At 41.9% G+C, this 14,679-nt stretch carries 15 protein-coding genes and 3 other annotated features; of the genes, 1 reads left to right on the top strand and 14 read right to left on the bottom strand.

Translation table 11 applies throughout. The annotated features are described in order from the left end of the window. Nucleotides 1–4 precede the first annotated feature (4 nt). Both ACIFOD_RS14760 and metG read right to left on the bottom strand, forming a co-directional pair. A complete protein-coding gene (locus tag ACIFOD_RS14760; protein WP_430315248.1) occupies nt 5–493 on the bottom strand; it encodes a metallophosphoesterase family protein in 489 nt (162 codons plus the stop codon). Nucleotides 494–511: 18 nt separating this feature from the next. After that, on the bottom strand, nt 512–2,146 hold the full coding sequence (gene metG, locus ACIFOD_RS14755) for a methionine--tRNA ligase (RefSeq protein WP_430315247.1): 1,635 nt from the start codon (nt 2,144–2,146) through the stop codon (nt 512–514). A gap of 58 nt (nt 2,147–2,204) precedes the next feature. Continuing rightward, nucleotides 2,205–2,469, bottom strand: a binding site (T-box leader). Nucleotides 2,470–2,605: 136 nt separating this feature from the next. Between metG and ACIFOD_RS14750 the strand changes: the two genes are divergently transcribed. Next, a complete protein-coding gene (locus tag ACIFOD_RS14750) occupies nt 2,606–3,202 on the top strand; it encodes a class I SAM-dependent methyltransferase (protein WP_430315246.1) in 597 nt (198 codons plus the stop codon). Nucleotides 3,203–3,286: 84 nt separating this feature from the next. Here ACIFOD_RS14750 and ACIFOD_RS14745 read toward each other — a convergent pair whose 3' ends face one another. The 12 genes from ACIFOD_RS14745 to ACIFOD_RS14690 all read right to left on the bottom strand — a co-directional run bounded on the left by ACIFOD_RS14745 (nt 3,287) and on the right by ACIFOD_RS14690 (nt 14,637). After that, the gene (locus tag ACIFOD_RS14745; RefSeq protein WP_430315245.1) at nt 3,287–3,652 is read right to left on the bottom strand and encodes a VOC family protein; all 366 of its coding nucleotides are present in this window, start codon (nt 3,650–3,652) and stop codon (nt 3,287–3,289) included. A gap of 12 nt (nt 3,653–3,664) precedes the next feature. Further along, a complete protein-coding gene (locus ACIFOD_RS14740) occupies nt 3,665–4,669 on the bottom strand; it encodes a S66 family peptidase (protein ID WP_430315244.1) in 1,005 nt (334 codons plus the stop codon). Nucleotides 4,670–4,802: 133 nt separating this feature from the next. Beyond that, a complete protein-coding gene (locus ACIFOD_RS14735; protein WP_397554036.1) occupies nt 4,803–4,964 on the bottom strand; it encodes a hypothetical protein in 162 nt (53 codons plus the stop codon). A gap of 150 nt (nt 4,965–5,114) precedes the next feature. After that, complete coding sequence (trpA, locus tag ACIFOD_RS14730; RefSeq protein ID WP_430315243.1) at nt 5,115–5,906, bottom strand: tryptophan synthase subunit alpha; 792 nt, start codon at nt 5,904–5,906, stop codon at nt 5,115–5,117. Then, nucleotides 5,899–7,101: a tryptophan synthase subunit beta gene (trpB, locus tag ACIFOD_RS14725; RefSeq protein ID WP_430315242.1), complete on the bottom strand. Its 1,203-nt coding sequence runs from the start codon at nt 7,099–7,101 to the stop codon at nt 5,899–5,901. The genes trpA and trpB overlap by 8 nt, the downstream gene beginning before the upstream one ends. A gap of 33 nt (nt 7,102–7,134) precedes the next feature. After that, nucleotides 7,135–7,740: a phosphoribosylanthranilate isomerase gene (locus tag ACIFOD_RS14720; protein ID WP_430315241.1), complete on the bottom strand. Its 606-nt coding sequence runs from the start codon at nt 7,738–7,740 to the stop codon at nt 7,135–7,137. Continuing rightward, complete coding sequence (gene trpC / locus ACIFOD_RS14715; protein WP_430315240.1) at nt 7,737–8,525, bottom strand: indole-3-glycerol phosphate synthase TrpC; 789 nt, start codon at nt 8,523–8,525, stop codon at nt 7,737–7,739. The genes ACIFOD_RS14720 and trpC overlap by 4 nt, the downstream gene beginning before the upstream one ends. Continuing rightward, nucleotides 8,526–9,551: an anthranilate phosphoribosyltransferase gene (trpD, locus tag ACIFOD_RS14710; protein WP_430315239.1), complete on the bottom strand. Its 1,026-nt coding sequence runs from the start codon at nt 9,549–9,551 to the stop codon at nt 8,526–8,528. Next, nucleotides 9,523–10,134, bottom strand: coding sequence for an anthranilate synthase component II (locus ACIFOD_RS14705; RefSeq protein WP_430315238.1), 612 nt, complete (start codon nt 10,132–10,134; stop codon nt 9,523–9,525). The genes trpD and ACIFOD_RS14705 overlap by 29 nt, the downstream gene beginning before the upstream one ends. Further along, nucleotides 10,131–11,528, bottom strand: coding sequence for an anthranilate synthase component I (gene trpE / locus ACIFOD_RS14700; RefSeq protein WP_430315237.1), 1,398 nt, complete (start codon nt 11,526–11,528; stop codon nt 10,131–10,133). The genes ACIFOD_RS14705 and trpE overlap by 4 nt, the downstream gene beginning before the upstream one ends. 73 nt (nt 11,529–11,601) lie before the next feature. Further along, nucleotides 11,602–11,851: a binding site (T-box leader), on the bottom strand. A gap of 45 nt (nt 11,852–11,896) precedes the next feature. Further along, nucleotides 11,897–12,143 (bottom strand) — a binding site (T-box leader). Nucleotides 12,144–12,234: 91 nt separating this feature from the next. After that, entirely contained in the window at nt 12,235–13,092 is an 858-nt protein-coding gene (locus tag ACIFOD_RS14695) for a GNAT family N-acetyltransferase (protein WP_430315236.1), read from the bottom strand. Nucleotides 13,093–13,140: 48 nt separating this feature from the next. Continuing rightward, complete coding sequence (locus ACIFOD_RS14690; RefSeq protein ID WP_430315235.1) at nt 13,141–14,637, bottom strand: FAD-dependent oxidoreductase; 1,497 nt, start codon at nt 14,635–14,637, stop codon at nt 13,141–13,143. Nucleotides 14,638–14,679: the final 42 nt, after the last annotated feature.

The following is a 14,679-nucleotide window of genomic DNA, read 5'->3' as shown; positions in this document are numbered from 1 at the left end:
TTTTTTAACGGTAAAATTTATGTTCTAATTTCCACGTGTCTTCAATGGTCAAAACACCATGTGAGAAGTAAGGGAGCTTCCGTTTATCAGTGGGAGATCCGGGATTAAACAGTAGTCTCCCTTTCATATAGCGGGAATATGGGATATGTGAGTGACCAAAGACGATCAAATCTACTTCATCAGATTCGAACGCTTCAAGAGCTCTTTTTTCCGTTGTTTTTCCCTTCCCGTCTCCGTGCACCACACCGATTTTCAGTCCTTTTTTCATGATGATTCTTTTTTGGGGGAGAACCTCCTTAAGATCCGGATCATCCACATTTCCGACAACGGCAATCAGTTCTCCATACCCCGTAATCTCTTTATAAACATCAAGGGTTTGAAAGTCTCCGGCATGGATGATTAAATCACTTTTCCTGAAATCTTCCTTCAGAATTTCCGGAAGCCCTCTCCTTTTTTTAGGCATGTGGGTATCGGACACAACTATGATCTTCATCTCATACTCCTTTTGGTTTCACTGTGCTTTCTCTTTCAATTGTTTCCGTTCTATCTCAATTTGATCAATGTCAATTCGATTAAACAATGGTGTTGTCGCTTCAATGCTGATCTCTAACGGCAAAGATACCGGCGCCCATACGGACTGTCCGCTCATCCCCAGCTGATCAGTCAATTTTGAAGAAGTAAAGGGTAAAAACGGCTGTATGAGATTCCTCAAGTTACATATTACGTACAGGAATTCCTCTAATACCTTTCTTCCTTCCTCCCTATCCTCTTTTATAACATTCCACGGTTTCATTTCATCAAAACGCTTATTCGACCATCGTATGAATTCGAATGCTTTTTCAATTCCCTGTCGAGTGTTCCCTTCTTCAATCGATTGACCGACAGAAAGAAACGTTTCTCCTATTTTATTCTTAATATCATTTGGGACGACAGAAAGTGTGAGATCATGACCAAATTCTTTCCCATAAAATTTTAACGTGCGTTGAACCAGATTCCCTAGAGCTCCCAGCAGTTCACTGTTATGACTATAAATAAATTCTCTCCAGGAGAAATCTGCATCTCTCTTTTCCGGTGCATTAATGGTGAGAAAATACCGAATGGAATCTGGATGATAGTCGTTGAGAAGATCCTTCACCCAAACAGCCCAATTTCCGCTCGTTGAGATTTTCCTTTTCTCAAGCGTCAAGTATTCATTTGAAACTATATAGTCAGGAAGATTCTTTTCGCCGATTCCTATAAGTATGGCCGGCCAAATAATACTATGAAAAGGGATATTATCTTTTCCATGAACATAGTAGGACGTGGTTGCCTCCTGCCAAAAGTCTTTCCAATCACGCTGATGCTCCCTCGCCCACTTTTTTGAAGCACTCAAATATCCGCTCACTGCTTCTATCCATACATAAATTTTCTTATCATGAAAACCTTGAACCGGAACCTTCACACCATTTTCTAAATCCCTTGTCACCGGGCGGTCATGCAAGCCCTCTTTTAAATAGCGACTTGTGAGCTGAAGAGCATTATCTCTCCACCTGGTGCCGTTATCCTTCAGTAATTGTTGAAGAGGCTCCTGCAATTTAGAAAGAGAGAAATATAAATGCTTTGTCGCTTTAAGTACCGGCTCATGGCCACAGAGCTTGCAGGATTTATCGATTAGATCTGTCGGATCCAACACTGTAGAGCATTGATCACACTGATCACCTCTTGCCCTCGAACCACAAACGGGACAGGTTCCTTCTACAAACCGATCCGGCAAAAATTGATGATCATGCTCACAATACGTTTGCTCCACTTCTTTTTCATAAAGCCAGCCCCTCTGATAAAGGGTGGTAAAGATGTTTTGAACTTCTTTATGATGATGCGAGTGGTCAGTTCTTGTGTACTCATCATAACTAAATCCTAAAGCGTGGAAGCACCCGAGGAATTCGTTGTGATATCGATTCACGACCTCTTCAATACTTGTTCCTTCCTGTCTGGCCCTAATACCAATCGGGGTTCCATTACAGTCACTTCCTGACACGTAGAGAACATCCTCCCCTTTTAAACGGTAATATCGTGAAATTATGTCCCCTGGCAATAGGGCTGCGATATGCCCTAAATGTAACGACCCATTCGCATATGGCCAGGCGCCACCTATAAATATGGTCATGCCTTTTCCTCCTCCTGAATAATATAAAAAACCCCTCGTCCTTAGATATCAATCGACATCTAAGGACGAGGGGTTGAACTCGTGGTACCACCTTAGTTTACAGCTTGCTTACACAAGACTGTCTCAGCAAGTACGGAGCATAAAAAAGCTCTTATACCGTGACATTGATAACGGATGCCCATTCCCGTTCTACCCTACACCAAAGCGGTTCGAATAGAATGCTCCGAGACCATTTTCCATAACGAGTTACCCTGCTTCTTTTCAGCTGCCGAAGCTCTCTGATAAGGGACCCATCTATGTACTTTTCTCATTAACGCAAAATAGATTTGTTTATATTATGCCACTTTTTCAAAAAATTGCAACATCTCTTTCAAGGTTTTGTTTGTGTGTATTAGTGGAAAGGTGAATAGACGATACTATTTTATAAAAACATATTTTAACAAAAGAGGTGATGCCCTGTTGTTTTCATTACAAAAGCAATTCAAGCGTCCGAATGGATTACTCGGCTGGTTTGTCGGAAAAGTAATGGAATTCGATAATCGAAAAATAAATAATTGGTCCATTAAGCAATTGTCCATTAAAGATGGCGATCATATTCTGGAAGTAGGCTTTGGGCCCGGATATTGCATACATCGAATTTCCAGTCGTTTTCCTAAATCGCTTGTGGATGGGGTTGATATCTCTGAGACCATGAAGAATGTTGCACAAAATAAAAATGAAAAAGCGATTGAGAACGGAAGAGTACGCTTATTTGTACATGATATTAGTCAATTTGAATTGAACACTGTTGAATACGATCGGATCTTTTCCGTCAATAACTATCCCCTATGGAAGGACCAGGAAAAATCCCTTTCACACTTATATAATATGCTAAAAAAAGGCGGCACCCTTCTCATCACCGTCCAGCCACGCGGGGATGAAGAAAGGGATGACCGGGCGAAACACTATGGTGAAAGTATTTCTGAAGCTTTGCATGAAGCTGGCTTTAAAGAAATCACTCTTTCTTATAAAAATGTTAAACCCGCTTTAACGGTATGTGTGAAGTGTGTGAAGTAGATTTGCAAAAAAAAAGAACCTCCTTAAGAAAATCAATTCTTAGAGGAGGTTTTTGCTTTACCGTTTAAATGTTTTTAATCCTCTTTAACCCGTACAAATCATTAATAAATTCCCGTTGACATCTCTAAAGTTAAAATAAGAAAAGTCGGGAAACGTGATGATCCCGGATTCAAATGTGACTTTCTTTTCGCGAAAGTCTTCTCTTACTTTTTCAATTTGAGTGGTATGGAAATTGCATATTGGAACATTTGAAGCAGGTGGAGTGAATCCTTTTTCCTCTTCTAGAGTCAGTGATGTTTCCCCCATCTGAAAAGTATAAACGGGAAGCTTCTCAATCTCATTATACTGCAAGGGATCGATTTCAAAACCTAGCACTTTTTCGTACCAATCCACAGACTCTTTTAGATTAGCCACGGGAATGAATACTGTATTCAGTTTTCTATGAATCATGTGAACTCCTCCTTATGTAGCCGGCATTTCAACCAGGTGAAAATCAATTTGATTTCCGTGAACTTTAAGCCGGGCCCGGATTCCGTTTGGAAGGATGAACATAGGGTCGGTATGACCGAAATCCAGATCCGTAACGACCGGGATTTCATACCCTTCTGTGACACGGGATAAAATGCCAGCCAGTTGATTTTCTTTAAAGCCAACGTGATCATGAAAGCGTCCAACGACAAGACCATTAATTTTAGAATATATACCCATGTGTCTGAGTTGAGTTAAGTATCGATCAATTGACGACGGGGTTTCCTCTGGATCATCTTCAATACATAAGATGGCACCATCGAGATCTGGAAAGTATTCTGTACCCGCGAGAAGGAGCATGGTTCCCATATTGGCTGCAATGATTTTCCCTTCTGCTCTCCCTTCTTTGACTACAGAAGGTCCCTTATTTTCAACTTGTTCTCTTAATCGATTGTCTTCTTCGTCCCACCACAGATGTTCCATTACATAGGAAGGAGAGGCGGAGTAATCCACTCTTTCGCCTTGTACAAGTGATTGGAAGAAGTGTTCCTTTGTGTATGTTTGCACTCCTCCATATTCCCCAAACTGAGGCAGAACGGCAGGTCCTAGATATGTTGTGAGACCGGTCTTTTGATAAATCGCCATGTGGAGAGCCGTTATGTCACTGTAGCCGAGGAATATCTTTGGATTTTTTTGGATTAAAGAGAAATCAAGATGATTCAGAAGTTGATGAGAACAGGTGCCTCCTATGGTGGTGATGATGGCTTTTACATCCTTATCCCCGAAGAGATTATGCAGGTCCTCCACTCTTTCCTCGATGGTACCAGCCATATACTCTTCAATTTTCAACGTGTTTGGCGCTACTTTCACGTTAAAGCCTAAATTCTTAAGCTCTTCAATTCCCCTTTTCAATCTCTTAGGGCAATGAGCAGCGACTGGAGAAGATGGGGAACAAATCCCGATCGTATCTCCTATTTTTAATCGATTTGGAATCATCATTCGTTTGACCTCTCTAACAAATATGTCTTGTATTGTCAGATTAATAGAAAAAGTCGTTGAATACAACCTGAATCTTGTGTTTTCTTATTCAAATATAAAACAGTCAGCCCGTAAAGGACTGACTGTTACCATTTTACTCTTCTGTATTGCTCTCTTCAGTGTTGCTTTCTTCTTCCATGTTCTCTTCCGTTTCAGTTCCTGTGTCTTCTTCTGTGTCGCCACTGCATCCGGCTGCAAATGTTACTACTGATAGAGCTGTCATTAACATGAATAACCACTTTTTCATACTTTTCATTTTAATAGCCTCCTGTTATGATGCTTTGTTCAACTACATCTCTATCATACTGATTTCAGGAGGAAAAAGAAGGCTATTTACCTTTATTTAACACACATTTAGAATCTGTTAATCTAGGCATTCATTTATTTACGAAGAATTCAGTAATCTTTACAAATTTAATGCTTTAGCTTTTGAAGCACTGATTAACTCTTTTATTTCATCAAACGATTCATGCCGAATCAGATCGATCACTTTGCTTCCAACGACTACTCCATCACAGTACTTACTCATGGTACGCACATGTTCAGGAGTGGATATTCCAAACCCGGCAAGTACTGGGACCGGACTGTTTTCTTTCAATTTATTCAGGTGATTTGAGATATTATTGCCAAACCCTTCTCTACTTCCAGTAATACCATTGATTGTAACGGCATAAAGGAACCCTTCAGTAACGGAAGCCAATTCCTGAATTCTTTCTAACGGACTCGTAAGCGTTGCTAATTGAATAATGGCGATTCCACTTTCTTGAGCTGGTGCCCGGACCATGTCATGATGTTCAAGTGGCAGATCAGGAATGATTACACCGTCCACCCCTGCATTCTTACAATCCCGAAAGAAACGCTCTACTCCATATTTGTAAATGGGATTTATATACGTCATAAAGACTAACGGAATGCCAATTTCCTTTCTGCTTTCCTCTAACTCTTCAAACACCTTTTGCAGTGTCGTCCCATTCTCCAGTGCCCGCTTCCCTGCCTCTTGTATGGTCGGGCCGTCGGCTACGGGATCCGAGAACGGGATCCCGATTTCTATGGCCGTCGCCCCTCTTTCTTCGAGCATTTTCAAGGTCGATATCAAAGTCTCTATACCCCCATCCCCTGCCATCACGTAAGGAATGAATAGTTTGTTTCCTTTATCCAGTTCAGCTTTAAACGTAATTTCAAGAAATGATTTACCCATGCTGACTACCTCCCAGTAACTCTTTCACTTGTTCCACATCTTTATCCCCTCTGCCGGATAAACAAATCACTACTGACTCATCTTTCCTCATTTTTTCAGCTAACTTCACCGCATAGGCGACTGCATGGGAGCTTTCCAGTGCCGGTATGATTCCTTCTGTCTGGGACAACTGCTTAAATGCATCTAATGCTTCCACGTCTGAAATGGAGGTATATTCTACTCTGTCAATGTCTTTCAAGAAACTATGCTCCGGCCCGACACCAGGGTAATCAAGGCCTGCTGAAACAGAGTGGGCTTCTTGAATCTGTCCTTCATCATTTTGCAGCAGGTACATCATGCTGCCATGAAGGATCCCGACGGACCCCTTTGTTAATGTGGCAGCATGTTTGTCGGTTTCAACCCCGCTCCCAGCCGCTTCCACACCGTATAAGTCAACTTCCCGATCATCAATGAACGGATGGAATATTCCGATGGCATTGCTGCCGCCTCCAACACAAGCGACGATGGCGTTCGGCAGGCATTTTTCCTTTTCGAAGAATTGTCGCTTTGTTTCTTTCCCAATCACACTTTGAAAATCCCGTACCATTTTAGGAAATGGGTGTGGCCCTAACACGGAACCGATGATATAGTGTGTGTCCTCTACATTAGCGACCCAGTAGCGCAAGGCTTCATTGACTGCATCTTTTAATGTGGCACTGCCCTGGGTGACACTCACCACTTTCGCTCCCAGTAACTCCATTCTGAACACGTTGAGCTTCTGTCTGCGAATATCTTCCTCTCCCATAAAAATGACGCAATCCAGGTTTAATAGAGCGCATACGGTAGCCGTTGCTACACCGTGCTGCCCTGCTCCTGTTTCCGCCACGATTTTTCTTTTGCCCATCCGTACAGCGAGCAGGGCCTGACCGATTGTATTATTGATTTTGTGAGCACCCGTATGATTGAGATCCTCACGTTTCAAGTAGATTTTCGCTCCCCCTACCTGTTTGCTTAGATTTTCAGCAAAGTAGAGTGGGTTTTCTCTTCCTACATAATCCTTTAAGTAGTTTTGAAGTTTCTCTTGGAATTCTTCGTCCTTAGAGGCTTCATCATAAGCCCTTTCCAATTCTTGAACAGCCTTCATCAATGATTCCGGAACGAACCTTCCCCCGAATTGCCCGAATAACCCTTTTTGATCTGGTTGTGCGTATATCATCTCAATTCCTCCATTCATTGGTTTAAAAAATCGTTATACCGACTTCGCCTCTCGAATAAATGATTCTATCTTTCTTCTATCCTTTTTCCCATCCGTCTCCACACCACTTGATACATCCACCATATAGGGACGGACCTTGGTGATTGCCTCCCGAACATTTTCCTGATTCAATCCACCGGCAAGGATTAAATGTTGAGAGATGTTTTGTGAATGGACATAATCCCAATTAAACGTTGTCCCATTCCCTCCACGATGTGGCCCATTTCCACTGTCCACCAAAATCATCTCTCCGCCAAAGTGTTCGATCCCATCTAAATCTTCTTTTTCTTTTATTGAAATCGCCTTGATACAAGGAAGATTGAGACCATCACAAAATTGGACTGATTCATCTCCATGAAGCTGAACGTAATCGAGATTTACGGTTCTGAATATTTCTTCCAACTTCTCTTTAGCCTCATTTACAAACACGCCAACTTTTAATACATGCGAAGGTAGTGAAGCACTTATAATTGCTGCTGATTCCACGTCAATTTTTCTTTTACTATCAGCGAAAACGAATCCTATCGCATCTGCTCCTGCTTCAAGGGCCCACAGAGCCTCTTCTTGCCTTCTTATTCCACACACCTTTACTTTGGTCATTTCACCACGTCTTTTCTCACTTGTAAGGAGGCAAGCTTCGTTACAGGGTCATCACTTCTCATTAACGTCTCTCCTACAAGGACCCCATCCGCACCTGCGTTTACAACTCGGTGACAGTCTTCTTCATTTCTTATTCCACTTTCACTGATGAACACGATATCTGTTCCATTTACCATGGAGCCGAGAGTTTCTGTGATCAGAAGATTTACTTCAAAGGTTTTCAGGTTTCGATTATTCACGCCAATTATGGTTGCCCCTAATTCCATTGCGACATTCATTTCTTCTTCATTATGAACTTCCACCAGAACTTCCAGGCCAAGCTTCGTTGCATAAGAATATAATTCTTGTAGTCTGTTTACATCCAGGGCAGCCACGATAAGAAGGATGACATTTGCCCCGGCGTCTTTGGCACGATCTATCTGGATTTCATCGATAATAAAGTCTTTACACAGAATAGGGAGGGAGACTGCTTTTCGAACATTCGCGAGATCCTCCATACTTCCTTTAAAAAAAGGAGCATCGGTTAATACCGATATGGCACAGGCTCCCGCTTCTTCATACTTCTTTGCTTGAATCACAGGATTCACTTCTGTGCGGATATCTCCTTTTGATGGAGATGCCCTCTTAATTTCAGCAATCACCTGTAATCTGGATGCTGATTTTAATGCTTCATTTAAGGAATTCCTGGGAGTCCCCTTGTAATAATAGGATTCATACCCTGCACTCTTTAACTCTTTCACTTCCTCTTTCTTTTTTTCAAGAATGGTTTGTAGAATGGTAGACACTTAAATCACCTGCTTTCGACGTTGTTGACTATAACGGACCAAGGAGTGGAGCTTTTCTTTTGCACGGCCGCTTTCTATACTTTCCCTGGCAAGCTCTACACCTTCTGCAAAGCTGGCCGCTTTGCCATGAGCGTAAAGCCCGATTCCTGCATTGAATAAGACCGTATCAGTGTAAGCTCCTTCCTTCCCATTTAATACTTCTTCTAAAATAATGGCATTGTCTCCCGCGTCCCCTCCTCGTATCTCTTCGAGTGTATAACATGGGAGGCCGACATCTTCTCCCTTTAATGTGAGTGAAGTAATTTCCCCTTGATCCAGCAGAACGAGATGATTTTCTCCTGCTAATGAGGCTTCATCCATGTAATCAGCTCCATTCAGCACAATCGCTCGTTTTCTGCCTAATTCATGTAAAACATGGGCCATCGTTTCTAATTTATCTCTTCTATATACCCCTAGGAGTTGAGTTTCCAGATGAACCGGATTCGTTAATGGCCCAATGAGATTAAAGATGGTAGGAATCCTTAATTCTTTCCGGACCTTCATTACCTTCTTTAAACCTGAATGAATATGGGGTGCAAATAGAAAAGCAATATTGGTTTCATCCAGTAGACTTTCCACCTCATGAGATTGAAAATCGAGTGCTATCCCTAAATGTTCTAACACATCTGCACTTCCTGTTTTACTGGAAATACTTCTGTTACCGTGCTTCGCAACCTTCACCCCGGCCCCCGCAAGAACAAATGCACTCGTTGTACTAATATTAAAGCTCTGGGATCCGTCTCCACCTGTTCCGCAGTTATCCAATATTCCTGGTAATGTGCTTTTAATCGGCATCGCTTTTTCTCTTAAAACTTCAACAAGAGCTGTAATTTCCTCCACTGTTTCCCCCTTCATTTTTAATAAGGTCAGGAAACAGGCGATTTGACTATCCGTTGTTTCTTCAATGAACAATTCTTCTACTGCTCTTCTCATCTCTTCTCTCTCTAATGAATGACCGCTAGATAGCTTCTGTAGATAGGGTTTCACGGTTATTCTCCTTTCTCATCTGAACTAAAAAGTTTTGAATGATTTTCTTTCCTGTTTTCGTACCGATGGATTCCGGATGAAATTGAACCCCGTACATTGGATACTTCATATGCTTTATCGCCATGATTTCTCTATCATCCATGGACAATGCGACAGTCTCTAATTGTGTCGGCAGGGTCCCCTCCTTAATCACCAGGGAATGGTATCTCATCACTTCTAATGGTTGCGGAAGATACTCGAATACTCCGCTGCCACTGTGTTTAATGAGGGATGTTTTTCCGTGCATGACTTTGTCAGCCACTTCGATGGTTGCCCCGAATGCTGCCCCGATAGCCTGATGCCCTAAACAAACCCCAAAAATCGGCACACTAGTGTGAAGATTCTGTATAATCGAGATGCAAATGCCCGCATTTTCCGGTTTCCCTGGACCAGGGGATAGAATGATTCCCGCAGGATTCAATTCCTTGATTTCTTCTAATGAAATAGCATCATTCCGTTTCACGATTACTTCTTCACCGAGCTCTTCTATATATTGATACAGGTTATACGTAAAGGAATCATAGTTATCAATAAGAAGGATCATCCTGTCACCTCCAATAATGATTTAGCTTTATTCATGGTTTCTTCATATTCACTGGCTGGGTCTGAATCATACACAATCCCGGCACCGGCTTGAACATATGCCGTTTTATCTTTAAGAACCATCGTCCTGATGGCAAGGGCAAAATCCAAATTCCCGTTCACCCCGATATACCCGACGGCACCTGAGTACACGCCGCGCTTTGTGGTTTCAAGTTCATTGATGATTTGCATCGCCCTGATTTTCGGTGCTCCACTGACGGTACCTGCCGGTAAGCAGTTTGATAATGCTTTCAGTGGTGTTACTTCTTCTTTTAATTCACCCTTTACTTCCGAAACGATGTGCATGACATATTTATATCTCTCAATTGTTAAATACTTTGAAAGGTAAATGGAGCCGATTTCACAGACTCTGCCTAAATCATTCCTGCCTAAGTCAACCAGCATTCGATGTTCAGCGATTTCTTTTTCATCTGTCAGTAATTCTTTCTCGAGCTCCCTGTCCAGATCATGTGTTTCTCCCCTTCTTCGCGTTCCTGCGATTGGATTCGTGGTGATTTCCCTCCCTTGAACTTTCAGCAAGCTTTCTGGTGATGCACCCATTACGACATAATCCTCGAAATCAATGAAGAACATGTAAGGGGACGGATTGGATTTCCTCAAGCTTCTATAGAATGAAAAGGGATCTCCAGAAAAGGACGCCTTAAGTCTTTGAGAGAGCACGACTTGAAATATCTCACCTTCTCCTATGGATCGCTTTGCCCTTTCCACCTTTTCCATGAATTCATCTTTCGAGGTTTGAGCATGGAAGGACAGTCGATCCAGTTTCTTTTTATGAGTTTCCAAATACACATTGTTCAGCTCAGCCTCTACTTCCTTCACCTTTTTATCCAAATCTCCTATTTGATCCTCTGTCCACTCATTCATAACGACAATAAATACTTTGTGCTCCAGATGATCAAACACAATGACTTTTTCATAAAACATGAGATGAATATCCGGCATTTCCAATTCATCTTGGGGAGTTATACCGATGTCTTCGTAGTGTCGAATAACGTCATATCCCAGATATCCAATCCCCCCACCTGTAAAAGGAAAAGGCGCATCTTTTAGATTGTGGGTAGGAATAAGATTTTGAATGATTTCAATGGGATTTCCCTCTATTTCATCAATTTCATTTACAGATGATTTTTTTAACTGTACGGCATTTCCGTATGCTTTACATTCTAAAAATGGATCACTCCCTACAAATGAATACCGACCGGATTGTTCATGCTTCAAAGAGCTCTCCAATAAAAATTTTTTCTTACCTTTTAACGATTGAAAAAGTGAGATGGGTGTAAATATGTCTCCATTTAATTCTTTCACCACATAATCCAATGCTTGATGTTTCATCATTTCATGCCTCCAATTCAATGTTCCGCACTTAAAATAAAATAAAAAAGTCCCCTATGAACAGAAAGCTCTGTTCATAGAGGACGATGCTGACCGCGGTGCCACCTCTGATTGAGATACTTTGACGTATCCCCTCTTGCTTCAAGTACAGGGAATGAATAACCCGATACTCTATCCTTTTAACGGTGGAATTCCGTACGATCCTACTTCCATTCAGATCATCTCTCATAAGTCCATTCCAAACAAGCTATCATGCCAAGGTCTCACCATCCTTAGCTCTCTGTCATGCATCACTTGAATGTACTCCTCTTACTCAACGATTTATCATTATTCAGTTATAAAAAAAGGGCATCCCTATCCATTTACATCATGTAAAGGACGAGATACCCGTGGTGCCACCTTTGTTGACTGCCTGAACAGTCCACTCAATCGTATCGAAGCGGTTTGCTTGAATACGCGTCTTTTGTAACGATAAGACATTCGCCAAAGCCTACTCCCTAAAAGTTTCGGTCTGGAGGCTCAGAAGTCCATTCCCAAAGATCGTTCACACTGGTTCTCACCAACCACCAGCTCTCTTAAGTGTCGATCAGAGGTACTCCTCTTCGTCAAAGCCATTCGCTCATTTAATTAATTGTTTATTATACTAATAGCATTCCTTCACAATGTCAACTATTTATATAAAATAATATTCCGATATGTATCAAAAGGTTCACACAATGGAAATCATCATCGAATCGCAAACGGGCTTATAGCCGATTTCCATATAAATCTTGTTGGAGGTGGGATTATCCAGGTCCGTATAGAGCGAACAAAAGGAGTGGTCCTTCAACAAAAGACGACTCAGTTCTGCTACAACAGAAGATGCGTACCCTTTTTTCCTGTATTCTGAAGGGGTGTATACAAAATTTACGGTAATGCCGTTTTCCGTTTTTCTTGCCCCCCGTGCCATGGAAACAGGCTTTCCATCCACTTCCCACAAGAACACATATGGTTCATTTTCAATCATATCCCTTGACCGATTCAATGCCTCTTCCTCAGTAAGAGGCAGTTCCCCGGTATCTTCTACAAAACCTATCAACCATTGGGCAAGGAGCTCTTCATGTTCTTTACGCACAGCTATCATCTTCCCACCGCTTAACGGGATATCATTCACTTTACCCAGTTGATATACACGCTGATTCATTTTCACATTGTATCTATCTCCCGTTAAATGACACCAAGCGTGTGCCAATTGAAGTGCGAGCTCCTTCTCTGCTAAAAAACCCGGGAAGTTGATACCCGTATTTTCACAAAACGAATGTAGCTCTTTGACTATCTCATGTACGCCTTCTTTCTCCACCTTAAGTGTACTGACAAGGTAATGAGGAGGGGTCATGATGAAAGATCCCATCACCGTCCCGACCTCATTTTCCACTAAAAGAAGAAGCGGATCTTTATATTTGTCACTCGTTTTCATCGTGTTCAACAAACCCAAAGGCAGGTTATTCGCCGCTTCATCCTCCATTAAAAGGGAATGGACCTTTTCGTGGAAGACTGTCGGGTCTTTATACTGTATCAGCTTATACATATTATCACCCCATTCCCAGAATTCGACATAAGTAGTCGAGGTTCCTCCTTACTTCTGAAGTTTTCTGCCTGTAATGGAGTGATATACATGGTAAGCACTTACAGATACACCGATGGTCCCAGCACCAGGAAAGACTGAGTCACCGCATACCCATATATTTTTCAATGGAGTCCTGTGAGAGAGACTATTGAAGAGAGCATGGTCATTGGATTGAGGAAATCCACCGACTATGCCCCCAGGCCGCCCGGTAAATCGTTCCCAGGCTTTAGGTGCCCCTGGGTAAATATCTACAATGCTATCTCTTAAAGTTGGAATAACCGACTCTATGGAATTGATCATTTTCTCCTTAAGATTCTCCTTGTAAGAATCATATCTTTCTTTGGTTTTCCATTTTTCTAATTTAGTATGTGTTGATACCGTTAAGGTACGGAATCCTTTCGGGGCACGCTTACGGTCATTTGGATGGGATAGCGATAAGAAAAGATGGTCTCCTTCTGTCATATTTCCATTTGGGCTTGCACAAATTTGGGAAAACAAAGGATACGATTCCGGTAGTGATTCTTCTTTCAATAACATGTATAGGGACATGGTGCCCCAAATAGCTTCATTCTCTTTTGCTTTTAGATAGTTATCAAGTTTGTGTGTATATTGTGGGGGAAGAAGATTTTTTAAGGATTGAACCGGAACGTTGCATACAACATGATTTGCACGATATTCATTGCCTCTATGATCAAGGATTTTCCATTCTTGACCAGAATGATCACGGTCGATGCGAACCACTCTTCTCCCTAAAGTCGCTTTAACCCCTTTGGATTCTGAAAATCCGACAAGACTATGGGCTATTTCGAATAATCCACCATCCAGATAAAATGCTCCTTCATGATAAATATCCAAACCGAGGCATCCCAGCAATAAAGAGCATTGATCGCTGGTAACCTGCATGCTATCGATCAGTTGTCCATCGATAAAATGCTTAAAAGAAGAATGTTGGTGGATTCCGTGTTTTTCTAATAAATCGAGCATTGTTTTCTGAAAGGAAGGAATCAGTGTCAGAGATCTGGGGTGTAAACTTATCGTTAGCTCCACCCAATCTTTTAGCGTTTTAGGAGGAAGTATCGGGAGCGCGACCATCAGCCTTCTAATTTCGCCGGCTATCTTGTACACTTCTTCATAAAAAGCGCTGAGCTTCGCTGATATTTCGGGATATGCTTTCTTCAACTCATTCACATGTGTTTCTCTATTACGGTAGAATATCAGAGTTTTGCCAGGAAGATGAATGTCCATAACCTGATCAAGCATGAAAGACGCAGGGGGTTCTATCCCTAAATAGTGAAAAATACGCTGATGGATCCCTCCTTTTTCAAAACCCATTCCAAGAGTCGCCCCTACAGGAAATAAGGCTTTTCCTCTCTGGAATTTACCAGCGCATCCTCCCCATTCCCTGGAAGCCTCAAGAATCTGTACGTTGTAATCAGCACTTCCAAGGAGTGAAGCTGCGGTCAGACCGCCGATTCCTCCACCTATTATGACAACAGAATTTTTCAAGATACTTCACCCAATTCATTGATTCTTTTCTAAAATGTACGC

Origin of the sequence: Rossellomorea sp. NRS-1567, from assembly GCF_050467885.1 — a bacterium.
In the GTDB taxonomy this organism is placed as follows: domain Bacteria; phylum Bacillota; class Bacilli; order Bacillales; family Bacillaceae_B; genus Rossellomorea; species Rossellomorea aquimaris_C.
Note: the sequence above shows the minus strand (reverse complement) of the source record. Positions and strands in the feature narration are given on the sequence as shown.